This is a genomic window from Sulfitobacter sp. 15WGC, assembly GCF_005068605.1.
Lineage (GTDB): Bacteria > Pseudomonadota > Alphaproteobacteria > Rhodobacterales > Rhodobacteraceae > Sulfitobacter > Sulfitobacter faviae.
Genome location: NZ_SZNL01000007.1, coordinates 54,555 through 75,330, shown reverse-complemented (window position 1 = coordinate 75,330; position 20,776 = coordinate 54,555). Strand labels below are relative to the sequence as shown.

Sequence of the window (20,776 nt, the reverse complement as noted above, 5' to 3'; positions counted from 1 at the left end):
TTCTTTTGTGGTCTTGGATGTGCCTCCTGTTGCTACTTCCTCAATGTCTCACGCGCGGGTCTTCTGCCAGCGGTCGTGAATCTCCTGCAAAAGCTCTTCTGCATGTGCATCGAGCCATTTATCAAAACCCTCCGCTGCGCGCGCGGGAACGGTGACCGTGATACCGCGTTTGCCGCTGCGAATGTCCGCCAGCGCCTTGCCATCCCGGCTCCGCAGCGTGCGGGGCTTGGCCGATGGGGCAGGGGAGGTGGTAGACTTTTCAGGGGTCGCGAGCCTCGGCGAAAATCGCCTCAAACCGCTCATCCGAGGTGAATCCTTCCCAATCGGCCCGCGCCATTCGTTTTTCTGCCCGTTCTTTCGCGCCCGGTTGTTCAAACAATTTGACCAGCGCCATCCAGCGATCCCGCCCGATGGATGGCGCTGACCCGATCTGCCGCAGAAAGGGCAGATCGAACGCATGGCCAACCTTGAGCATCCTGCTGACCATTGGCAGGTCGATCGAAAGCGCATCCGCGATTGTCTGCCGGTCATGCCCCCCCGCATCGAGCTGAGCCGCAAAACTCGCTTTCTCGATGAAAGAAAGATCTTGGCGGGCCGTATTCTCTTGGCCCTGCGCCATTACCAAAGCGTGGTCATCCAACTGACGCACCATCGCTTTAACCGGCATCCCAAGCGCTTTCAGTGCCTGAAGTCGCCGCCGCCCGTAGACAATCTCGAACCGTCCCGGGGATTCCGGATGCGGCCGAACCAGAACCGGGACCTGCTGGCCATAGGTCTTCAGACTATCGTGAAGCTGTTTCTGAGCCTGCGTATCAGTCCCTAACCGGTCTTCGACGCCAGCCATATCAATCAGGCTGCCGTCCAATTCTTGAACTGCATTCTCTTGCATCCGGTTCAACGACGACTGAAGCGCCCCAACTGCCCCGCGGGGCATGAGGCTAGGCTTGCTCCGGCTCTTATTCGGCTCTAACGCAGGCTGTTTCGGCAGCTCCGTGTTTGGAGACTTCGTCGGCGCAGATGACAGAATACCTTTGCGTGCCATTATCGCCCCCATGCTTTCTGGATCATGCTTTCGATCTCATCATTCACAAGATTGAGTGAATCCACCGCACGGTCATAGGTCGTTCGATGAAACTGCGACCGGTCAACCTCATAAATGGTCTGATGGGTCAGCCCCGCGTCAGAAATCGCAGTGGATTTCAGCATCGGGGCCACCATGACTTCCTCGTCAAAGAGTTGCCGCAAGAAGGATAGAACCTGCTGCTGCGGCCCGTCATTCGGCTCATAGCGATTGATAAGGAAGCGCAGGAAGTCGAACTCCATGCTTGCCCCCGCATTAGAGACGACATCAAGCAGATCGGCGCTCATCTGAAGAAATTGCGACATCGATGCAACGTCAAGCATGTTCGGAACCACCGTGATCAACACACCCGTCGAGGCGCAAAGCGCGGACATGGTCAAATAGCCCAATTGCGGCGGGCAATCGAAGATCACCACGTCGTAATTCTGCTCTACATCCTGCAAAGATGTCGCCAAACGCGCGAAAAACGGTGGTTGCGTATTGTTGAGCAGTGCCTGAGGCGTTTCGTGCTCGAACTCCTGCAGCATCAACCCGCCGGGGGCCAAATCAATGCCCGTAAAGAAGGTGTTTTGGATCACATCGGCCAAGGGGACGGGATCATCATAGCGGATCGCATCGTAAATGGTGCCGGAGTTCAGGAAATCATACTCAGGCCGATAGCCAAACAGCGTTGTTAGAGACGCTTGCGGGTCGATATCGACACAAAGCACGCGATAGCCTTTGAGGGCCAACCGCTGTGCCGCGTGGATCGCGCTCGTGGTTTTGCCGCTACCGCCCTTGAAGTTCAGAAAGGACAATACTTGCAGTTTATCCCCTTCACGACGGCCGCGTTGATAGGCGCCGCGGGTTTTGGCGGTGGATTCCAATGTCCGCCGGATCGAGAGCAGATCGTCCGCACTGTAGTGCCGCCTCCCGCCGGGGCTGGTCTGGACATCGACGATCTTATTATCGAAGTGGAGTTTGCGAAGGAAGCTCGTGGAAATGCCAAGCAATTCAGCCGCTTCCCCGGCGGAGAACCGGCGCAACTCCTTGCGCGCGTCGGGCGCAAAGACCTTCAGCATGTGACTTTCCAACGCCTCGGAAAGCGTTTCCGCATTACGGCGGATCCGTGTATTGATGTGTACCGTGTCCGTCACATCTGCCCTCGCTCTCAGTAACGCTATTATTCGGTAGCGCTTTTGTTTCCGTTACTTAATGCGATTGGAGCGAAGCTTGCAATAGATTCTTGCGGAAGGAGAGGGCAAGACGGCATTAATTATCTGGGCCAGACGCAAAGATAGAATGCCGTATTCTGCATAATAGATTGTAAATAAACAGTAAAACTATTCTTGCGGCTAGAGGCACTTGCCAGCCACGAGTTGGCCCCACGGGCGAGTTCGCTTGCCCTTGTTAGAGCCACATCCTTCCTTTTGCGGGAATCGCAGGTGGGTCAAGTTGACCTTCCGTCCTTCTGAGCGAGGTAAAATCAAACCCAGCCTGTCTTACTAGGTATTTTCACGCCCACAGGCTCTGGCGTCCGAAGGATAGTCCTGACACTCTGCGCGGGCGATGGGGCCGCGGGCTCCTATTCGGAGGAGGCCTCCGCGAGATGGTCGATATTTGGAGCGGTATCACGCAGGCCTTTTGGCTTGTCTTCACCTTCGATGCCGAGCTGGTGGAGATCGCCGGCCGGTCCCTTCGTGTGACCCTCTCTGCTTTGGCTTTCGCCTGCCTGATCGCGCTGCCCCTCGCCGCTTTGGTCGCCGTCAAACGCTTCCGCGCAAGGCGGTTGGTCATTGCCATGTTGAACGCGCTCATGGGGCTGCCGCCGGTCGTGGTGGGGCTGATCGTCTATGTAGTTCTCTCCCGCTCCGGGCCGCTTGGGGTGTTTGGGTTGCTCTTCACGCCGACGGCGATGATCATCGCGCAGGTGATCATTATCGTGCCCCTGATTGCTTCCATCGCGCATCAGTCGATCCGTGAGCTTTGGCAGGAATATCATGACCTTCTGATTTCGATGAATGTCACGCAGGGCCAGAAGATACGAACTCTGCTCTGGGACTCGCGCCGCGCATTGCTGACTGCGGCACTTGCGGGGTTTGGCCGCGCGATTGGCGAGGTCGGAGCGATCATGATCGTCGGCGGCAACATCGACCATGCAACGCGCGTGTTGACCACGGCCATCGCGCTTGAAACTGGGAAGGGGGAGTTCGCCTTGGCGCTCGCCCTCGGGTTCGTGCTCATCGGGCTGGCGGTGGCGGTGAACCTCGCCATCCATTGGCTGGGCCGGACAGAGCGGGAGGGCCGGTGGTGACGCAACTTTTCCCGATGCGGGCCAAAGCGATCGAAAGCCGCAGGCGGGGGCAGCGGCTGGTGGGGCCGATTGATCTGACGCTGGACGGTCAGGGCGCTACGGTGGTGATGGGGCCGAACGGCGCGGGGAAGACCACGCTGTTGCAATTGCTGCACGGCACCGCCCGGCTCTCGGCGGGAGAGATTGAGTGGGCCTGCTCGACCGAGGAGGCGCGGCATCACCAAGCATTTGTCTTTCAGCGCCCTGTTATGCTGCGGCGGACGGTGCTTGAGAACCTCATCTACCCCTTGCGCCTGCGCGGGGTGTCAAAGGCCCACGCGCGAAAAGAAGCCAAGGAATGGGCCAACCGCGTCGGGTTAGAGCCGCTTTTGAGCCGCGCGGCCCCGGTGCTCTCGGGCGGTGAGCAGCAAAAGTTGGCCCTTGCGCGTGCGCTAATCTGCAAACCCAAATTGCTGTTTCTGGATGAGCCCTGTGCCGCATTGGACGGGCGTGCCACGCGAGAGATCGAGGCGATTTTGCAATCGGCGAAATCGACCGGCACGCGGCTGATCCTATCGACACATGACCTTGGCCAAGCCCGCCGTTTGGCCGATGACGTTTTGTTTCTGCTGGGGGGCCGTCTGCATGAGGCCGGTCCCGCGGCTGAGTTTTTCAACCAACCTGTGACCGCAGAGGCTCAGGCATTTCTAAGAGGAGATATCGTAGAATGAAACATTGGATGATCGGCGCAATTTCCGCGCTGGCGATGAGCAGTGCCGCGCAGGCCGCGGATGTGATGAAGATGGCGGTGACCACCTCGTTCAACAACTCGGGCCTTGCTGATGTGCTCCTGCCCGAGATCGCTGCGGACCTTGATCTGGACGTGCAACTGCTGGTCGTCGGCACCGGCCAAGCGATCAAACTGGGCGAGGCGGGCGACGTGGATGCGATCCTCGTCCATTCGCGCAAAGCAGAAGAAGCCTTTGTCGAAGGCGGCTATGGCAGCCACCGGACCGAGATCATGTATAACGATTTCGTCTTCATCGGGCCGAAAGACGATCCGGCGGGCATCGAAGGGTCAGAGGCGGCCACGGCTGCCTTGGGCGCAATTGCCGAGGCGGAATCTGCCTTCGTGAGCCGGGGGGACGACAGCGGCACCCATAAGAAGGAACTGTCCCTCTGGGACGAAGCGGGCCTTGACCCGGCGACATTCGGGGATTGGTACAACGCTGTCGGCGCGGGCATGGGCGCCGCGCTCAACACCGCGTCGGGGATGCCCGCCTATGTCATGTCGGACCGCGCGAGCTGGCTGAACTTCGGCAATAAGGGCGATCTGGCGCTGCTCTACGCGGGCGATCCGGTTCTGTTTAACCAGTATGCCTATCTGCCGGTGAACCCTGAAATGCATGGCCATGTGAAAAACGAACTGGCCTTGAAGTTGGAGGTTTGGCTGACATCAGACCGCGCGAAAACCCTGATCAATGACTACAAGATCAACGGTGAGACGCTCTTTGTCTTCAACGCGGCAGAGGCTGAATAGCCTTTGTTAGAGACCATCCGCGCCCGCCGGGGCGCGGGTGGTTCAGTCGGGCAGGTCGCCGTGGATGGCGAATTGCTCGAGGCCTGCGTCCTGCGGCTGGATCATGCGGAAGCTCTCGCGCACGCCCGCCTCGGTCAGTTCGCGCGCCACGGTGAGCAGGCAATTGGGCGCGTGGTCGGCGCAGAGATCGACCATCTGCGCCAGCTCCTCTTTCGCCACGGGGCGCGCGGCATCGACCGAGGGTGCGCCGTAGTAGGTCACGAAATGCTGCGCCAGCAGGGCCGTGAGCGCTTCGACCTCGGCCTCTTCGATCTGGGTGACGGCCGCGAAGGTGACGCGGCCAAAGGTTTCCAGCCCCAGCCACCCGTTGGCAAAGGCTTGGCGCGCCTTGCCGGTCAGGTCACCCTCGGTCCAGTCCGAGAACTCGAAGCCGCCCGAGATGCACCATTCGCCGGTGCGGGCGGGGGAGGCAAAGACGTTGCGGTCGCTTTCGTCGAAATGGATCGCGCGGGCGAGTTTGAGGGTCATGGGGCGGGCTCCATTAGGGTGGTGAGCGGGATCAGGCGGGTGGTCTCTCCGTCCCGCAGTAACATGCCGAAATCCTCGTCGACACCGATGAATCTACTGCTTTGGCCCTGCACGGTCACCTGTGTGTCGAGGTTGAAGACCAACCCGCGCCATTCACTATGAAGCGCTTTCGGGCCGAGGTCTTCCCAGCGGTTGATCCAATGCAAGCTGTGCCGCGCCCAGGATTCCACGAGGGCAGGGGGCTGGACCTCGGCACAGCCTTCGGCATAGAGCGCGGTTTGATCGGGGGTGAGGCCGGTCCGGGTCATCTCGGGATCGTCGGCGGGGTAGAGAGGCAGGGTGAAGCCCACGACGAGCCAGTCGGGGACCGCCTGAGCGTCATTCGTGGAGGCCGCCATGCGAAAGCGGCCACAGGAGGCGCCGTTGAGGCGGATGCCGCCGTCCCAGTCGAGCTGCACCGCCACCTCAGGCGGCGACAGCGCGCCGAGGGCGTTTTGAAATCCGACGCCGCAGAGCGGCAGCATCGCCACGGCGCGCGCCAGCGGCACCTCGGGGGCAAAGACCAGTGCGGCCTCGATCTCGGCCCCGTCCAGCCGGTAGCAAATCAGCCCCGCGTCGCAGCCCTCGGCCGCGCGGGCGCAGGCGGCGGCGAGGGCATCGCCCGTCACCGCCTCGCCCGACATCAACGGGGGAAAGGACAGGGTCTCGCTCATGCCGCGCCGCTGTCGACCAATGTCTTGGCGATGGCATGGAAGGCCGCGGCCTGCTTGCTGTCGGGCTGGCTCACGGTGATCGGCGCGCCACCGTCGGAGGCGAGGCGGATCTGCAGGTCGAGCGGCACTTCGGCGAGCAGCGGCACGCCCCATTTCTCCGCTTCCGAGGCGACACCGCCGTGACCGAAGACATGCTCTTCGTGGCCACAGTTCGAGCAGACATGGGTCGACATGTTCTCGATCATGCCGAGGATCGGGACCTTCAGCTGGTTGAACATGTCGATGCCCTTGCGCGCATCGATCAGGGCCACATCCTGCGGCGTAGAGACGATTATCGCGCCATCGACCCGCGCCTTTTGCGCCAGTGTCATCTGCACGTCGCCGGTGCCCGGCGGCAGGTCCACGATCAGCACGTCGAGCGCGCCCCATTGCACCTGCGTCATCATCTGCTGCAACGCGCCCATCAGCATCGGCCCGCGCCAGACCACGGCCTGATCCTCGTTGGTCATGAGCCCGATCGACATCATGGTGACGCCGTGGTTGCGCATCGGCAGGATGGTCTTGCCATCGGGCGAGGCCGGGCGGCCCGTGACGCCGAGCATCCGCGGTTGGCTGGGGCCGTAGACATCCGCGTCCAGCAGGCCCACGCGGCGCCCTTGCGCGGCCAGCGCACAGGCGAGGTTCGCCGAAACGGTCGATTTGCCGACACCGCCCTTGCCCGAGGCCACGGCGATGATCCGGTCAACACCGGGGATCTTCTGCGGGCCCGAAGGCTCCGTTTTGCGCTGCGGCTTGAGGTCCGGGGGCGGAGCCTTCTCGCTGTGGCCGGTCAGCACGATGGAGACTTTCGAGACCCCCTCGACCTTTGCCAGTGCGGCTTCGGCCTGCGCCTTGGCTTCCTCGTAGGCCTTGGCCTGCGCGGGCGGGATTTCCATCACGAAACGCACCGCGCCTGCGTCATCCACGTTGAGCGCGCGCATCACGCCGCTGGCCACGATATCGGTGCCCGTGGCCGGATCGGTCACGGTCTTCAAGGCGGTCAGGACCGCGTCTCTGCTGGCAGTCACGTCGCTTATGCCTCGCCCTTATCCGCGCCGGCGATGGTGCCGTCGATGGTATGTTCCAGTCCCAGTTCCGGGATCGAGATCACGGCCTTCACCGGGAAATTTTTGCCGGCGGTGTCATGCTCGCGCATGGCTTTCTCGATGGCCTGCTGCGAGGTCACGCCGACCTGTTTGAGAAACTTGCGCATCGACATGTTGAAGTCTTCGCTCATGGGTGGCTCCTGTGCTTGGGGGCGGCCTAGTGGTCGCGCCGTTTGGAGAGGTAATCGTCGGTGGTGCGGGGACGGGGGCGTTCGCCGCCCGTCATCGGGTTGTTCGTGCTGTGATACTGCGCATTGATGCGGCAGTCATCGCACATCTGGATCATCCGCAGCTTGGCCTCGTCGGCAAACATGGAATGGCTGCGCAGCTTGTCGGTGATCCGCTCGACGGTGGATTTCACGCCGAAGAGGCTGCCGCATTCCACGCAGGCAAAGGGTTCTTCCTCGTTCAGCACGCGCTGGCTCAGCGCCGCCTCGGTCAGGTCGAGGCGCGGCGCGAGGGTGATGGCATCCTCGGGGCAGACATTGGCGCAGAGGCCGCATTGCAGGCAGGCGTCCTCTTGAAAGCGCAGTTGCGGGAGGTCCGGGTTGTCGCCAAGCGCCCCTGAGGGGCAGAGCGAGACGCAGGAGAGGCAGAGCGTGCAGGCGTCCTTGTCCACGAGCACGGCACCGTAGGGAGCACCGGCGGGCAGGTCGAGCACCTCCGCCTCGGGGTTCAGCGCGCGGGCGGATTGGCGGGCGATCTGGCGGCGGCTGCCCATGGGGCGCACCGGCTGGGCGACGGGGGCAGGGGCCGCGCCATCGTAGAGGAGATCGGTCAGCGCCTCGGGATCGGGCGTGTCGATGAGGGACATCCGCGCCTCGCCCGCGATGGCGCGGGCCAGCGCGGTCTGGGTCTCGATGGCGTCGCGGTCGGCCTTGGGGCCGAGGAGTAGCGAGACATGGGCGAAACCGGCGGAGAGGGCGGCGAGTGCCTCGGCATGGCCGAAGGCGGCGAGCGCGTCGAGTTCCATCGGCACCACGTCCGCAGGCAGCCCGCGCCCGTGCCGCGCGGCGAGGCGGATCATCTCGGCGCCGTGGGCGTCGTGGACCAGCAGGCGCGGTGCGTCGCCGCCAGCTTCGAGATAGGCGCGGGCCAATGTCTGCACTCGGCGCATCGTGAAATCTACGGGCGGCGCGTCATAGCTGATCGCGCCCGAGGGGCAGGCCGAGGAACAGGCGCCGCAGCCCGCGCAGATCATCGGATCGACAGTGACGTGATCGCCGTCGGGGGTGATCGCGCCGGTAGGGCAGAGGTCGAGACAGGCGGTGCAGCCGGTCTGCCCGGCGCGGGAATGGGCGCAAAGAAGCGGCTCGATACGGACGTAGAGCGGTTGCTCGAAGGTGCCGGTGAGATGCGAGGCGGCGAGCACGGCAGCGGCCACGGCGGGCGGGTGGCCCGGATCAGCGCGCAGGTAGCCTTCGCGTTTCTCATGCGCGGGGAAAAGCGGCGTTTCGCCGCGCAGGTCGAGGATGATGTCGCACTGGCTGCGCGCGCCGTCGCGCGGCGCGGTCCAGGTCAGCGGGCCACGGCCGCGCGGGTCGACCTGCCGCAGCGCGTCGATCACCACCTCGAACTGGCCAAGCGCACCCTTGGCGCGGCGCAGCTTGCCGGAGATGAGATCGAAATCGCGGACCTCGGGCAGATTGTCCTCGGCCTCGGTCACCGCGTCGTCCATCAACAGCGTGACGCTGAGGTGGTCCTTGAGTTGCGCCGCTGCTTCCAGAGCCGCCGGGCCTCGACCGACGATCAGGCACAGACCTCCCGAGGCGACGTCGATGGTTTTTTCAGCCGGAACGTCCAGCAGCGCTTCCGTCGCGAGGGCGGACATTTTGGGTAGTTTGTCCCGGGGGTCATCGGACCATCCGGCCCGGTCGCGCAGGTCCAAGAGGGGGGCAGGGGGCAGGCCCAATTCCTCGGCCAATTCGGTAAAGACCCGCTCTTCTTGGGTGCAGCATAAAATCGCATCGCCCGCGGTGAGCGCCTTGGCCGCGCGGTCGATCTGGGTGGTGCAAAGGGCCGAACAGGGGGGGGAGACCGCCAAACCGCTACGCTCGGCCAATGCATCGGAATCGATACGCTGCGACCCTGCGCAATCGCATGTTATCAATGTCTTGGCCATGAATTTTCCCTTATCTCGCCCGTCAATCCGCGGCCTCTCCGGCGGCGGCTGAGGCCCCAAGCTAGACGGGATTTGCCACCCCCTACAACCGAAATTCGCGCCGCGCCCGCCCCGCGACAGGGGCGATCGGCGGGGCGGCGCGGCTCCTTGCCGCCCGGGTGATTCGATATCGGCGATTCGACTGTTTTCCGATCAAAATACTCAAGTTAGACAAATAGGCCGAGGCGCCATTGACGGGCAGACCCGGCGGGCCATCTTGTCTCGAAAGCCGGGTTTTTCGGGCCTCGGCGCGGATTAGCGCTTCCCCCGGACCGGGCTTTCCGGCGAAGGTCTTCGAAACGGAGGAGCGACTTGATTCACAACCCGACAATGTATCGGACGATGCCCTTGGGCATTGTACTGCGGCGCGCGCCTGGTGTGACCCGTTGGGCCAAGTGGAGCTGGAAAGCGACCGCCGTGCTGCCCGGTGCTGAAAAAGCGGATTGGCGTGAGCTGCGCCGCGAGGGTGAGACCGTCGAATACCACGCCGCGACCCTCAAGCTGGAGCTCCACGGCGCCGAGACCGAGGCCTATGTGCACGGGCTGGGCGCGGATGTGCCATGTGTCTATGTCGTCATGCGCCCCATTCCCGGCGCGACAGACCGACCCTTCAAACTCGCGCTGGTTACCGCCTCGCCCTATGAGGCGCAGGACTATTGCGACAGCGCCGAAGAGGTCGTGGAAAAGGTCGCGATGACGCCGGGGTTGATCGCTTGGGTGCAGGAATTCGTCGAAGAGTTCCACCAAGAGGAAGCCTTCGTCAAACGCCGCCGGGATCGTCTGCGCACCGATCGCAAGCAAGACGGTATCGGCGACCCGCGCATCGAAAAGCCCGCCGACATCTACGCCTCGCCCGCGTTAAAGCGAAAGCGTCTGGCATGAGCGGTTTCTGGCAAAAGCGCCGCGCCGCCGTCGCCGCCGAGGCGGAGGCCGATGCGCGCCTTCACGAAGCCCGCGCCGCTGCCGCCGAAGAGGCCGCCTTGGCCGAGCGCAGCGATGATGATCTCTTGGCCGAGTTCGACCTGCCCGCGCCTGAGGATCTGGTAAGCGGCGAACAGCTGCGTGCCTTTCTCAAGGCGCAACTGCCGCAACGGCTCAAGACCCGCGCGCTGCGCAGCTTTTGGAAAACCAACCCGGTGCTGGCCTGCCTTGACGGGTTGAACGACTATGACGACGATTACACAGCGGCGGCCACCGCTGGAAAGCCGGTCAACACGATCTACAAAGTGGGCCGGGGCATGGTCGCGAAGGTCGAAGAGGTGCTGACCGCCGAGGCTGACGCGCCGGAAGAGATGGCTGAGGCAGAAGCGCCTGCGCTAGCGCCGACCCATGATGTCGTCGTGCCGGGCCCGCGGCGGACCGAAACCGCTCTGGCTCAAGACGCGCCCCATCAGGCGCAAGCCGCGGCCCCGGAAGAAGACGCCGAGGCGCAGCCTGCGCCGACCCACCGCCGCATGCGGTTTCACTTTGCCAGCGATCTGGCACAGGACATGGAAGGTAGCAGCGCATGACCCAATTGGCCGCAACGCCCCTGCCCGAAGAAGACCGCCTGCGCGCGGACCTCTACAACTTTATGGGGCTGATCCTTTCCGGCCCGCCGGATCAGATCCTGCTGGATCAATGTGCCGCCCTGTCGGGCGACGACAGCGAATTGGGGCAGGGGTTCAAAGCGCTCTCCAAACTGGCCGCCAAGACCAAACCCGCAGGCGCCGAGAGCGAGTTCAACCGGCTCTTTATCGGTTTGGGCCGGGGCGAACTGTTGCCCTATGCCAGCTTCTACCTCACCGGCTTTCTCAACGAAAAGCCGCTCGCGGCGCTGCGCCAAGACATGGTCGCCCGCGGCTTGGAGCGGGCGGCGAATGTGTTCGAGCCCGAAGACAACATCGCCTCATTGATGGAGATGATGGGCGCGATGATCGCAGGCCGTTTCTCGGCCCCCGCCACGGTGGCACAGCAAAAGACATTCTTTAACCGGCATATCGCCCCCTGGGCCGGCCATTTCTTTGCCGACCTCGAAGGCGCGAAAAACTCGGTCTTCTACGCTCCGGTGGGCAAGATCGGACGGGCCTTCATGCAGATCGAGGCCGAAGCCTTTCGGCTGAGCAAAGACGACTAGACCGAGCGGGATGAGACAGGCGGGGCCGCGCGCCCCTGAACCAAAGACGTAACAGGAGAGAGAAGATGACACGCAAGCCAGAGGGATCCACCGACACAGCCGTTCGCAAAGATCGGCGCGACTTCCTGAAATTCGCGGGCAGCGCCGCGCCTTTGGCCGCCGTCGCCGTGGCCACCACCGGGACCGAGGCCGAAGCGGCCAAGGCGCCCGACCTGTCGTCGGACCGTATCCAAGACACCGAACACACGCGCGCCTATTACGCCGCTGCGCGGTTCTGACCAGATAACCGGGGCGCGGCCCCGAAAATTGGCAGGGCGACAACGCCCGCCGTTCAATAGCCACCTCAGGCGGGGCCAGCCCGCGCATAGGGAGTGAAGATATGTTGAGGAAAAAGACCAATGGGGTCGCGCGGTCTGCGCAGCGGACAGGCATCATGTCCGATGTGGCGCGCAGCGGTATTGACCGGCGCGCGTTCCTGCGCGGCTCGGGCCTTGCCATCGGTGGGCTTGCCGCGATCGCGGGCACCGCGGGCAGCGTGCAACAGGCCAGCGCCGCCACCGCCGCTGTCAGCGGGAAGATGGAAGTCAAGAAATCCGTCTGCACCCATTGCTCGGTCGGTTGTACCGTCATCGCCGAAGTGTCGGACGGTGTCTGGCTGGGTCAGGAACCCGGTTGGGACAGCCCCTTCAACCTCGGCGCGCATTGCGCCAAGGGCGCTTCGGTCCGTGAGCACGCCCATGGCGAGCGCCGCCTGAAGTACCCGATGAAAAAGGTCGGCGGCGAATGGCAGCGGATCTCTTGGGATCAGGCGATCAACGAGATCGGCGACAAGATGCTGTCGATCCGCGACACCTCTGGCCCGGATTCGGTTTACTGGCTGGGCTCGGCGAAACACTCCAACGAACAGGCCTATCTGTTCCGCAAGTTCGCGGCTTACTGGGGCACCAACAACGTCGACCACCAGGCGCGGATTTGCCACTCCACCACCGTGGCGGGCGTGGCGAACACATGGGGCTACGGCGCCATGACCAACAGCTACAACGACATCCACAAGTCGCGTGCGATCTTCATCATCGGCGGCAACCCTGCCGAGGCGCACCCGGTCTCGCTTCAGCACGTGCTGAAGGCGAAGGAAGAAAACAACGCGCCGCTCATCGTCTGCGACCCGCGTTTCACCCGCACCGCGGCCCATGCCGACGAATATGTGCGCATGCGTCCCGGCTCGGATGTGGCGCTGGTCTGGGGCATCCTCTACCACATCTTCGAGAACGGCTGGGAGGATGAGGAATTCATCCGCACCCGCGTTTGGGGCATGGATGAGATCCGCAAGGAAGTCGCCAACTGGACGCCCGATGAGGTCGAGCGCGTCACCGGCGTGCCGGGCGAGCAGCTCCGCCGCGTCGCGCGGACGCTGGCCAACCACCGTCCCGGCACCGTGATCTGGTGCATGGGTGGCACGCAGCACACCAACGGCAACAACAACACCCGCGCCTACTGCATCTTGCAGCTTGCCCTTGGCAACATGGGCACCGCGGGCGGCGGCACCAACATCTTCCGCGGCCACGACAACGTGCAGGGCGCCACTGACCTTGGCGTTCTGGCCGACACGCTGCCGGGCTACTACGGTCTGTCCGATGGCTCTTGGGCGCATTGGGCGCGCGTTTGGGGTGAGGATCTGGAATGGATCCAGAGCCGTTTCGCCGCTTGGACCGATGGCGCAGGCGAAGAGCAGCGCATGATCAACCTCACCGGCATCCCGGTGTCGCGTTGGATCGACGGCGTGCTTGAGGATCGTGAGAACCTCGAACAGCCCGACAACACCAAAGCGATGGTGCTCTGGGGCCACGCGCCGAACTCGCAAACCCGTCAGGGCGAGATGAAAACGGCGATGGAGAAACTCGACCTTTTGGTCGTGGTCGACCCATATCCCACCGTTTCCGCCGTTCTGCATGACCGCACCGAAGACACATATCTTCTGCCGGCCTGTACGCAGTTTGAAACCTCCGGCTCGGTCACCGCATCCAACCGCTCGCTCCAGTGGCGCGAAAAGGTCGTGGAGCCGCTGTTTGAGAGCCTGCCCGACCACACGATCCTCTATAAATTCGCCAAGAAATTCGGCTTTGAAGATCGCATGTTCCGCAACATCGAGGTGAATGGTGAAGAGCCGCTCATCGAAGACCTGACGCGCGAGTTCAACAAGGGCATGTGGACCATCGGCTACACCGGGCAGTCGCCCGAGCGGATGAAGATGCACATGCAGAACCAGCATACTTTCGACAAAACCACCCTGCGCGCCGTCGGCGGCCCGGCGGATGGCGATTACTACGGCATGCCGTGGCCCTGCTGGGGCACGCCCGAAATGAAGCACCCGGGCACGGCGAACCTTTATGACATGTCGCTGCCGGTGGCCGATGGCGGTCTGACCTTCCGCGCCCGTTTCGGTGTGGAACGTGATGGTGAGAACCTGCTGGCCGAGGGCGTCTATTCCAAAGGGTCCGAGATCAAGGATGGCTATCCCGAATTCACCATGCAAATGCTGATGGATCTGGGGTGGGACAGTGATCTGACAGCGGATGAGCGTCGCATCATCGAAGCCGTCGCCGGTTACGAAGCGCCGCAAAACGCCGATGACGGGCAGGCGGAAGTCGGTGAAACCTCGCAACAGGGTGAGATTGATTCCGATTATGTGGCTCAAGTTGGCGGCATCAACTGGAAGACCGACCTGTCGGGCGGCATCCAGCGGGTGGCGATTGCACATGGCTGCGCCCCCTTCGGCAACGCCAAGGCCCGCTGCGTGGTCTGGACCTTCCCCGATCCGGTGCCGAAACACCGCGAGCCGCTTTATTCCAACCGGCGTGATCTGGTGGCGGATTATCCGACCTATGACGACAAGACCTTCTGGCGGGTGCCAACGCTCTATGCGTCGATCCAAAAGAACGACTTCTCGCAGGAATTCCCGATCATCCTCACCTCTGGCCGTCTGGTCGAATATGAGGGCGGCGGGGATGAGACCCGGTCGAACCCATGGCTGGCCGAGCTGCAACAGAACATGTTCATCGAGATCAACACCCGTGACGCCAACAACCTCGGTGTGCGCGACGGGTCCGATGTCTGGGTCGAAGGCCCGGAGGGCGGGAAGATCAAGGTGATGGCCCTGGTCACCGAACGGGTGGGCGAGGGGGTGGCCTTCATGCCCTTCCACTTCGGCGGGCACATGGGCGGCGTCAGCCTGCGGGACAAATACCCCGATGGGGCCGACCCGATCGTGCTGGGCGAAAGCACCAACACCGTGCAGACCTACGGCTACGATTCAGTGACGCAAATGCAGGAGACCAAAGCGACTCTCTGCAAGATCATGCCAGCGTAAGGAGACAAGAGAATGGCAAGAGCAAAGTTTCTCTGCGATGCCGAGCGCTGCATCGAATGCAACGCCTGCGTCACGGCTTGTAAGAACGAACACGAGGTGCCTTGGGGCATCAACCGCCGCCGCGTGGTGACCATTCAGGACGGCCAGCCGGGCGAACGCTCGATCTCGGTCGCCTGCATGCACTGCTCGGACGCGCCCTGCATGGCGGTCTGCCCGGTGGATTGTTTCTACCAGACCGACGACGGCATCGTGCTGCACTCCAAAGACCTCTGCATCGGCTGCGGCTACTGCTTCTACGCCTGCCCCTTTGGCGCGCCGCAGTACCCGCAGGCCGGCAACTTCGGCAGCCGCGGCAAGATGGACAAATGCACCTTCTGCGCCGGCGGCCCGGAAGAGAACCACTCCCAAGCCGAGTTCCAGAAGTACGGTCGCAACCGGATCGCGGAAGGCAAGCTGCCGATCTGCGCCGAGATGTGCTCGACCAAGGCGCTGCTGGCCGGTGACGGGGACATGGTCTCGGACATCTACCGCGAGCGCGTGGTCGCGCGCGGCTTCGGCTCCGGCGCTTGGGGCTGGGGCACGGCTTACGAGCAAAAGGGCCAGTAACGGCTTGCGGGGGCGGCCTGATCGGGCCGTCCCTTTTCTCCATATCTGTCTAGCCGGGGGATTTCCCATGCTGCGCCACCTGATGGCTCTTTTCATTCTCGCCTTGGCCGCGCTGCCGGTCAGCGTCACGGCGCAGGACGTGCGCCTGCCTGAGAACGCGACCCCCTCGGCCATCGACCGCGCCAGTACCGGCGGCGCGCAGAACTTGGCCGATATCGAACGGCGTCAGAACGGCGCAGAGATCGACGATGGGTTCAGGCGCAACAATCTGGGCGGCGATGCGGCCACGGTGCCAAGCCTTGGCCCGCTCGGCGGACGCTCCGACCCCGACCTGTGGCGCGGTATCCGCTATAACGAATTGCCCGTGCGCGTGAGTACGATGAACAAGACGGGCCGCGTCCTTGTCCAAGACAACGGGATGTGGTGGCAGCAATTCCGCGAAGGCCCACTTGCGACCTATGGCGCTTGGCTGCTCACCGGGACGCTGGCCGTGCTGCTGCTCTTTTACCTTCTGCGGGGCCGGATCCGTATCGAAGGCGGCAAGGTCGGGCGCACCGTCACCCGCTTCAAAGCCGTTGAGCGTTTCGCGCATTGGATGCTGGCTGGCTCGTTCATCCTGCTCGCGCTGACGGGCTTGGCCACGCTTTTTGGCCGCAAGGTCGTCATCCCTCTGCTGGGGCATGAGTTCAACTCGACCCTGTTGACCGGGTCGAAGTTCATCCACAATAACGTCTCATGGGCCTTCATGATTGCGCTCGTCATGGTCTTCGTCATGTGGATTTGGCACAATATCCCGAACAAGACGGATTGGGTCTGGATCAAACAGGGCGGCGGTTTCATCGGTGACAAACACCCGCCCGCCAAGAAGTTTAACTTCGGCCAAAAGATCGTCTTCTGGGCCGTGATCCTGCTGGGCTTCTCGGTCTCGCTCTCGGGGCTGTCTCTGCTCTTTCCCTTCGAGATCCAGCTTTTCGGGCATACGTTCAACATCATCAATGACATCGGCATGGCCGAGGCCGCAGGCTTTGGTCCGCTTCAGGGCGATCTGACGCCGCATGCCGAAATGCAATATGCCCAGCTGTGGCACGCGATCATCGGCTTTCTGATGATGGCGGTGATCTTGGGCCATATCTACATCGGGACGCTCGGCATGGAAGGCGCCTTTGACGCCATGGGCAATGGCGAGGTCGATGAGCGTTGGGCCGAACAGCACCACTCGCTCTGGCTCGATGAGGTCAAACAAGACAAACGGACCCCCGCAGAATGACGGGCGGCGGCGTTCAAATCAAAGGAGTCGCGCGATGAAAGCCATGTTGGCAGGGTTTCTGGGCGTCGCGGTGATCGGCGTCGTGGCCTATTTCGGGCTGCATGAGATAGGCTTTTCCTCCGCCGAGGTCTATTCAGGTGAAAACGTCCGGCTGGACTGACACCAAAGAGGCATATCATGGCGGCAGGCGATGAATACGGCGGCACGCTCGAAGGTGCGTCGATCCTTGTGATCGACGATGAACCGGGGATGCGCCATTTCCTCACCAAGATCTTGGAGCCGCGCGTCAAACGCGTGGCCCAAGCGGCTTCTCCTGCGGAGGCCACCAAGCTCTTGGACGAGGCACATTTCGATGTGGTCGTGCTGGATAATGTCATGCCCGGCAAGACCGGTCTGGAATGGGTCGTCGAACAGCGCCGCAAGGGGTTCTACGCCGACACGGTCCTGATCACCGCCTATGCCGATCTTGAAACCGCCATTGCCGCACTCCGGGCGGGCGTGAGTGATTTCGTGCTGAAACCCTTCCGCGCGAACCAAATCCTCGGCGCGGTGTCGCGCACCTTGGACCGCAAGAACCTGCGCCGTGACAATACCCTGCTCAGGCGGGAGTTGCAGGGTGGCACGGCGGTGCAAATGCTCGGCAAGTCCGAGGCGCTGTCGAAGGTGCGCGGCATGCTCAACCGTCTTGCCCCGGTGCCGACGCCGGTGCTGTTCACCGGTCCCAGCGGCACGGGCAAGGAGTTGGCCGCGCGGCAGTTGCACCAGATGTCCGACCGTGCCGACAATCCTTTCGTCGCGGTGAATTGCGCCGCCATCACGCCGGACAGGATCGTGCCCGAACTCTTTGGCGCGGTGGAGGGGAATGAGACCCTGCAACCGGGGCTGTTCCTCTTGGCTGACGGCGGCACGTTGTTTCTGGACGAAGTGGCGCAGATGCCGGAGCAGCTACAGGCGGCGCTTTTGCGGGTGTTGGAAGACCAGCGCATCCGGCCCGACGGGGCAGAGCGGGAGATTCCGCTGAACCTGCGGTTCCTGTTTGCCACCAACGCCGACCTGCCCAAGGCGGTGGAAGAGGGGCGTTTCCGCGCCGACCTCTACCACCGCATGAATGTGGTCGAGGTCGCGATGCCGCCGCTCAAGGACCGGTCTGAGGATATCGTCGAACTGGCGGCGATGTTCATGCAGCAGTTTTCGACCGCGCTTGGCATGCCCGCGCTGCGTTTGGATGCGGAGACTTTGCTGAAACTGCGCCGTTACGACTGGCCCGGAAATGTGCGCGAATTGCGCAATCTGATCGAACGCTCGGTGATCCTCGGCAGTCTGCCCGAAGCCTTTGCGGGCCATGGCGCGGTCGATGGGCCACGGGCGATCGAAGATCTCGAACTGGTCACGCAGCGCCATATGCTGCACATCCTTGATCTGTCGAACGGCAACCGAGCCGAGGCCGCGCGCCGCTTGGGCGTGTCGCGCAAAACCGTCGACCGCAAGCTCGCCGCTTGGGCTGCCGAAGGGTTGGATATCGAGACGCTTTGACCGAGTTAAAGCTATGCGAAACGCGCATATCTGTTCCGCATGTGGGGAATCTTCTTCAGATTCGCAGAATACCATTCTGTCACGGGCGCTGTAGTGGGGAGGATGTCCCTGCCGGGGTCACTCCCCTAAACCCGTTATTCCATCTGAACCGATCCTGCCCGTCAAACGTTCCTGTTTCAGCGACGGTGTTGAAGCGGGCGGCGCCCGGTGACATCTGAAGCGCAAGCGTTAGAGGAGTAAATTCAATGCTGAAACAGATCGTTACCGCAACCGCGCTCGCCGCGGTCACCGGCACCGCAGCCTTTGCCCAAGACAATGACACGCTCCGCGTCGGCATGTCGGGCGGCTATTTCCCCTTCACCTTCGTGAAGCAGGACGTACTTCAGGGTTTTGAAGTCGATGTCATGAACGCCGTCGGCGAAGAGGCGGGTTTCGAGGTCGAGTTCGAGACCATGGCCTTCTCCGGCCTGATCGGCGCGCTGGACGCAGGCCGCATTGATACGATCGCCAACCAGATCACCATCACGCCCGAGCGTCAGGAAAAATTCGCCTTTACCGCGCCTTATGTCTTTGACGGTGCGCAGGTCGTGACCAAAGAGGGCAACGAAGAGATCGGCGGCGTCGAAGACCTGCGCGGCAAAACCGTGGCGGTGAACCTTGGGTCGAACTTCGAGCAGCTTTTGAACGAACTTGCCTTCGCCGATGAGATCGAGATCAAGACCTATGAGTCCAACATCGCCCAAGATACCGCGCTTGGCCGGGTCGATGCCTTTGTGATGGACCGGGTTTCTTCGGCGCAGCTTATTCAGGAAAGCCCCCTGCCGCTGCAACTGGCGGGCAAGCCCTTCTCTGAGATCCGCAACGCCCTGCCGTTCCAAGACAATGACGAAGGCCGCGCGCTGCGTGACCGTGTCGACACTGCGCTGGAATCCCTGCGCGAAGACGGTACACTGGCCGAAATCTCGGACAAGTGGTTCGGCACAGACATCACCAAAGCGGAGTAACCCATGCGGGCGCTAGACCTTGACTACATGCTGGGGCTGGTGCCCGTCATATTGGGCTACGTACCGCTGACCTTGTTCATGGCGGTGGCGGGGATGGTGTTCGCACTCATCCTCGCCTCGCTTTTGGCGGTTGAACGGGTTGTGAAAGTGCCCGTGCTCGACTGGTTCGTGATCGTTTTCATCAGTTTCTTTCGCGGCACGCCGCTGTTGGTGCAACTGTTCCTTTTCTACTTCGGTCTGCCGCAGGTGCTGTCGTTCCTGACCAATATCAGCGGCGTGACTGCCGCCATCATGGGGCTGACCCTGCATTTTGCAGCCTATATGGCCGAGAGCATCCGCGCCGCGATCATGGGGGTGGACCGCAGCCAATGGGAGGGGGCCCAGTCCATCGGCATGACCCAAGGTCAGATGATGTGGCGGATCATCCTGCCACAGGCCGCCCGGATCGCCGCGCCGACGCTGGTGAATTATTTCATCGACATGATCAAAGGCACGTCGCTCGCCTTTACCCTCGGCGTGACCGAGATGATGGGCGCGGCCCAGAAAGAAGCCGCAGGGAGCTTCCTTTATTTCGAGGCCTATCTCGTGGTCGCCATGATCTATTGGGTCATCGTCGAAGCGTTAAGCCAAGTGCAAAAGCGGCTTGAAACCTATCTGAATAAGGCGTTCGTGCGATGATTGATATCACTGGCCTGACCAAAGATTTCGGCGGCGCGCCGGTTCTGAACGGCATTGATTTGCAGATTGCCGAGGGCGAGCGGGTGGTCGTGATTGGCCCCTCGGGCACCGGCAAGTCGACCCTGCTGCGCTGCCTCAATTTCCTCGACGTGCCGCAAGAGGGGGTCATTCGCATCGGCGACGTGACCGTCGATGCCGCCAAGGCGCGCAAGGCGGATATTTTAGCGCTGCGGCGTCGGACGGCGATGGTGTTCCAGAACTACGCGCTTTTCGCCAACAAGACGGCGAAAGAGAACATCATGGAAGCGCTCGTCACGGTGCAGAAACGGCCCAAGGCCGAGGCCGAAGAACGCGCGCTCTCGGTTCTGGCTGAGACCGGCTTGGCCGATAAGGCCGACAGTTTTCCGGCGGCGTTGTCCGGTGGGCAGCAACAGCGTGTTGGCATCGGTCGCGCCATGGCGCTCGGGGCGGAACTGATGTTGTTCGACGAGCCGACCTCGGCGCTCGATCCGGAATGGGTGGGGGAGGTGCTCGACCTGATGCGCGCGGTGGCGGAGCGCAAGCAGACCATGCTGATCGTGACCCATGAGATGCAGTTCGCCCGCGAGATCGCGGATCGGGTGATCTTTATGGACGGCGGGAAAATTGTTGAGAGCGGAGCGCCGTCGGAGATTTTTGGCGCGGCGAAGGATGCGCGGTTGCAGCGGTTCCTGAAACGGGTCGAGGGGTAGGGGCCGATTTTGCCGCTGGCCCAGAATCAAGCCG

The 20,776-nt window shown here is 62.6% G+C and carries 23 protein-coding genes; 15 read left to right on the top strand and 8 right to left on the bottom strand.

From position 1 onward, the window contains the following. Window positions 1-48: 48 nt before the first annotated feature. The 3 genes from FCK22_RS19270 to repA are packed head-to-tail and all read right to left on the bottom strand — an operon-like array spanning window position 49 to window position 2,217. Window positions 49-303, bottom strand: coding sequence for a hypothetical protein (locus tag FCK22_RS19270; protein ID WP_248646465.1), 255 nt, complete (start codon window positions 301-303; stop codon window positions 49-51). Next, window positions 260-1,042, bottom strand: a complete 783-nt coding sequence (gene repB / locus FCK22_RS07780; protein ID WP_248646463.1) for a plasmid partitioning protein RepB — start codon at window positions 1,040-1,042, stop codon at window positions 260-262. Before repB ends, FCK22_RS19270 begins: the two co-directional genes overlap by 44 nt. After that, on the bottom strand, window positions 1,042-2,217 hold the full coding sequence (gene repA, locus FCK22_RS07775; RefSeq protein WP_067266546.1) for a plasmid partitioning protein RepA: 1,176 nt from the start codon (window positions 2,215-2,217) through the stop codon (window positions 1,042-1,044). The genes repB and repA overlap by 1 nt, the downstream gene beginning before the upstream one ends. 452 nt (window positions 2,218-2,669) lie before the next feature. On the opposite strand from repA, the gene FCK22_RS07770 reads away from it, so the two are divergent. Genes FCK22_RS07770 through FCK22_RS07760 form a run of 3 tightly spaced genes read left to right on the top strand, consistent with a single transcriptional unit; the run spans window position 2,670 to window position 4,893 of the window. Then, complete coding sequence (locus FCK22_RS07770) at window positions 2,670-3,374, top strand: ABC transporter permease (RefSeq protein WP_067266547.1); 705 nt, start codon at window positions 2,670-2,672, stop codon at window positions 3,372-3,374. Continuing rightward, window positions 3,371-4,084 (top strand): ATP-binding cassette domain-containing protein, encoded by a 714-nt coding sequence (locus FCK22_RS07765; RefSeq protein ID WP_231886383.1) that lies wholly within the window; start codon window positions 3,371-3,373, stop codon window positions 4,082-4,084. The genes FCK22_RS07770 and FCK22_RS07765 overlap by 4 nt, the downstream gene beginning before the upstream one ends. Beyond that, the gene (locus FCK22_RS07760; protein ID WP_067266553.1) at window positions 4,081-4,893 is read left to right on the top strand and encodes a substrate-binding domain-containing protein; all 813 of its coding nucleotides are present in this window, start codon (window positions 4,081-4,083) and stop codon (window positions 4,891-4,893) included. The genes FCK22_RS07765 and FCK22_RS07760 overlap by 4 nt, the downstream gene beginning before the upstream one ends. Window positions 4,894-4,935: 42 nt before the next feature. Here the strand turns inward: FCK22_RS07760 and FCK22_RS07755 are convergent, their stop codons facing one another. The 5 genes from FCK22_RS07755 to FCK22_RS07735 are packed head-to-tail and all read right to left on the bottom strand — an operon-like array spanning window position 4,936 to window position 9,401. After that, a complete protein-coding gene (locus FCK22_RS07755) occupies window positions 4,936-5,421 on the bottom strand; it encodes a DUF6505 family protein (protein WP_067266555.1) in 486 nt (161 codons plus the stop codon). Then, window positions 5,418-6,134: a biotin/lipoate--protein ligase family protein gene (locus FCK22_RS07750; protein WP_136720359.1), complete on the bottom strand. Its 717-nt coding sequence runs from the start codon at window positions 6,132-6,134 to the stop codon at window positions 5,418-5,420. Before FCK22_RS07750 ends, FCK22_RS07755 begins: the two co-directional genes overlap by 4 nt. Further along, complete coding sequence (gene apbC, locus FCK22_RS07745) at window positions 6,131-7,201, bottom strand: iron-sulfur cluster carrier protein ApbC (protein WP_067266559.1); 1,071 nt, start codon at window positions 7,199-7,201, stop codon at window positions 6,131-6,133. The genes FCK22_RS07750 and apbC overlap by 4 nt, the downstream gene beginning before the upstream one ends. A 5-nt stretch (window positions 7,202-7,206) precedes the next feature. After that, on the bottom strand, window positions 7,207-7,410 hold the full coding sequence (locus FCK22_RS07740) for a DUF6494 family protein (protein ID WP_067266562.1): 204 nt from the start codon (window positions 7,408-7,410) through the stop codon (window positions 7,207-7,209). A gap of 26 nt (window positions 7,411-7,436) precedes the next feature. Continuing rightward, window positions 7,437-9,401 carry a 4Fe-4S binding protein gene (locus FCK22_RS07735; protein WP_067266565.1) on the bottom strand — a complete coding sequence of 655 codons (1,965 nt, stop codon included), beginning with the start codon at window positions 9,399-9,401 and terminating at the stop codon, window positions 7,437-7,439. 381 nt (window positions 9,402-9,782) lie between these two features. Here FCK22_RS07735 and FCK22_RS07730 point away from each other — a divergent pair, with 381 nt between their 5' ends. The 12 genes from FCK22_RS07730 to FCK22_RS07680 all read left to right on the top strand — a co-directional run bounded on the left by FCK22_RS07730 (window position 9,783) and on the right by FCK22_RS07680 (window position 20,742). Then, on the top strand, window positions 9,783-10,322 hold the full coding sequence (locus FCK22_RS07730; protein WP_067266595.1) for a DUF3305 domain-containing protein: 540 nt from the start codon (window positions 9,783-9,785) through the stop codon (window positions 10,320-10,322). Then, the gene (locus FCK22_RS07725) at window positions 10,319-10,951 is read left to right on the top strand and encodes a DUF3306 domain-containing protein (RefSeq protein ID WP_067266568.1); all 633 of its coding nucleotides are present in this window, start codon (window positions 10,319-10,321) and stop codon (window positions 10,949-10,951) included. The genes FCK22_RS07730 and FCK22_RS07725 overlap by 4 nt, the downstream gene beginning before the upstream one ends. After that, a complete protein-coding gene (locus FCK22_RS07720; protein WP_067266571.1) occupies window positions 10,948-11,556 on the top strand; it encodes a molecular chaperone TorD family protein in 609 nt (202 codons plus the stop codon). Before FCK22_RS07725 ends, FCK22_RS07720 begins: the two co-directional genes overlap by 4 nt. A 65-nt stretch (window positions 11,557-11,621) precedes the next feature. Continuing rightward, entirely contained in the window at window positions 11,622-11,834 is a 213-nt protein-coding gene (locus FCK22_RS07715; RefSeq protein WP_067266573.1) for a twin-arginine translocation pathway signal protein, read from the top strand. A 101-nt stretch (window positions 11,835-11,935) separates the two neighbouring features. Next, on the top strand, window positions 11,936-14,923 hold the full coding sequence (locus FCK22_RS07710; protein WP_067266576.1) for a formate dehydrogenase subunit alpha: 2,988 nt from the start codon (window positions 11,936-11,938) through the stop codon (window positions 14,921-14,923). Window positions 14,924-14,935: 12 nt separating this feature from the next. Beyond that, window positions 14,936-15,529 carry a formate dehydrogenase FDH3 subunit beta gene (gene fdh3B / locus FCK22_RS07705; RefSeq protein WP_067266580.1) on the top strand — a complete coding sequence of 198 codons (594 nt, stop codon included), beginning with the start codon at window positions 14,936-14,938 and terminating at the stop codon, window positions 15,527-15,529. Window positions 15,530-15,596: 67 nt separating this feature from the next. Beyond that, window positions 15,597-16,796 carry a formate dehydrogenase subunit gamma gene (locus tag FCK22_RS07700; protein ID WP_067266582.1) on the top strand — a complete coding sequence of 400 codons (1,200 nt, stop codon included), beginning with the start codon at window positions 15,597-15,599 and terminating at the stop codon, window positions 16,794-16,796. Window positions 16,797-16,830: 34 nt separating this feature from the next. Continuing rightward, on the top strand, window positions 16,831-16,956 hold the full coding sequence (locus FCK22_RS19550) for a hypothetical protein (RefSeq protein ID WP_259950196.1): 126 nt from the start codon (window positions 16,831-16,833) through the stop codon (window positions 16,954-16,956). 17 nt (window positions 16,957-16,973) lie between these two features. Then, window positions 16,974-18,329 (top strand): sigma-54 dependent transcriptional regulator, encoded by a 1,356-nt coding sequence (locus tag FCK22_RS07695; RefSeq protein ID WP_067266584.1) that lies wholly within the window; start codon window positions 16,974-16,976, stop codon window positions 18,327-18,329. 245 nt (window positions 18,330-18,574) lie between these two features. Then, on the top strand, window positions 18,575-19,333 hold the full coding sequence (locus tag FCK22_RS07690) for an amino acid ABC transporter substrate-binding protein (protein WP_067266585.1): 759 nt from the start codon (window positions 18,575-18,577) through the stop codon (window positions 19,331-19,333). A gap of 3 nt (window positions 19,334-19,336) precedes the next feature. Continuing rightward, the gene (locus FCK22_RS07685) at window positions 19,337-20,011 is read left to right on the top strand and encodes an amino acid ABC transporter permease (RefSeq protein ID WP_067266587.1); all 675 of its coding nucleotides are present in this window, start codon (window positions 19,337-19,339) and stop codon (window positions 20,009-20,011) included. Beyond that, window positions 20,008-20,742: an amino acid ABC transporter ATP-binding protein gene (locus FCK22_RS07680; RefSeq protein ID WP_067266588.1), complete on the top strand. Its 735-nt coding sequence runs from the start codon at window positions 20,008-20,010 to the stop codon at window positions 20,740-20,742. Before FCK22_RS07685 ends, FCK22_RS07680 begins: the two co-directional genes overlap by 4 nt. Window positions 20,743-20,776: the final 34 nt, after the last annotated feature.

Bases quoted from the DNA above. Each gene is read 5' to 3' on its own strand.
- FCK22_RS07730 (WP_067266595.1), top strand. From the start codon at position 9,783: ATGCCCTTGGGCATTGTACTGCGGCGCGCGCCTGGTGTGACCCGTTGG.
- FCK22_RS07720 (WP_067266571.1), top strand. From the start codon at position 10,948: ATGACCCAATTGGCCGCAACGCCCCTGCCCGAAGAAGACCGCCTGCGC.
- FCK22_RS07760 (WP_067266553.1), top strand. From the start codon at position 4,081: ATGAAACATTGGATGATCGGCGCAATTTCCGCGCTGGCGATGAGCAGT.
- FCK22_RS19270 (WP_248646465.1), bottom strand. From the start codon at position 303: ATGAGCGGTTTGAGGCGATTTTCGCCGAGGCTCGCGACCCCTGAAAAG.
- repB (WP_248646463.1), bottom strand. From the start codon at position 1,042: ATGGCACGCAAAGGTATTCTGTCATCTGCGCCGACGAAGTCTCCAAAC.
- FCK22_RS07740 (WP_067266562.1), bottom strand. From the start codon at position 7,410: ATGAGCGAAGACTTCAACATGTCGATGCGCAAGTTTCTCAAACAGGTC.
- fdh3B (WP_067266580.1), top strand. From the start codon at position 14,936: ATGGCAAGAGCAAAGTTTCTCTGCGATGCCGAGCGCTGCATCGAATGC.
- FCK22_RS07770 (WP_067266547.1), top strand. From the start codon at position 2,670: ATGGTCGATATTTGGAGCGGTATCACGCAGGCCTTTTGGCTTGTCTTC.
- FCK22_RS07685 (WP_067266587.1), top strand. From the start codon at position 19,337: ATGCGGGCGCTAGACCTTGACTACATGCTGGGGCTGGTGCCCGTCATA.
- FCK22_RS07710 (WP_067266576.1), top strand. From the start codon at position 11,936: ATGTTGAGGAAAAAGACCAATGGGGTCGCGCGGTCTGCGCAGCGGACA.
- FCK22_RS19550 (WP_259950196.1), top strand. From the start codon at position 16,831: ATGAAAGCCATGTTGGCAGGGTTTCTGGGCGTCGCGGTGATCGGCGTC.
- FCK22_RS07755 (WP_067266555.1), bottom strand. From the start codon at position 5,421: ATGACCCTCAAACTCGCCCGCGCGATCCATTTCGACGAAAGCGACCGC.
- FCK22_RS07725 (WP_067266568.1), top strand. From the start codon at position 10,319: ATGAGCGGTTTCTGGCAAAAGCGCCGCGCCGCCGTCGCCGCCGAGGCG.
- FCK22_RS07750 (WP_136720359.1), bottom strand. From the start codon at position 6,134: ATGAGCGAGACCCTGTCCTTTCCCCCGTTGATGTCGGGCGAGGCGGTG.
- FCK22_RS07735 (WP_067266565.1), bottom strand. From the start codon at position 9,401: ATGGCCAAGACATTGATAACATGCGATTGCGCAGGGTCGCAGCGTATC.
- FCK22_RS07715 (WP_067266573.1), top strand. From the start codon at position 11,622: ATGACACGCAAGCCAGAGGGATCCACCGACACAGCCGTTCGCAAAGAT.
- FCK22_RS07700 (WP_067266582.1), top strand. From the start codon at position 15,597: ATGCTGCGCCACCTGATGGCTCTTTTCATTCTCGCCTTGGCCGCGCTG.
- FCK22_RS07680 (WP_067266588.1), top strand. From the start codon at position 20,008: ATGATTGATATCACTGGCCTGACCAAAGATTTCGGCGGCGCGCCGGTT.
- FCK22_RS07695 (WP_067266584.1), top strand. From the start codon at position 16,974: ATGGCGGCAGGCGATGAATACGGCGGCACGCTCGAAGGTGCGTCGATC.
- FCK22_RS07690 (WP_067266585.1), top strand. From the start codon at position 18,575: ATGCTGAAACAGATCGTTACCGCAACCGCGCTCGCCGCGGTCACCGGC.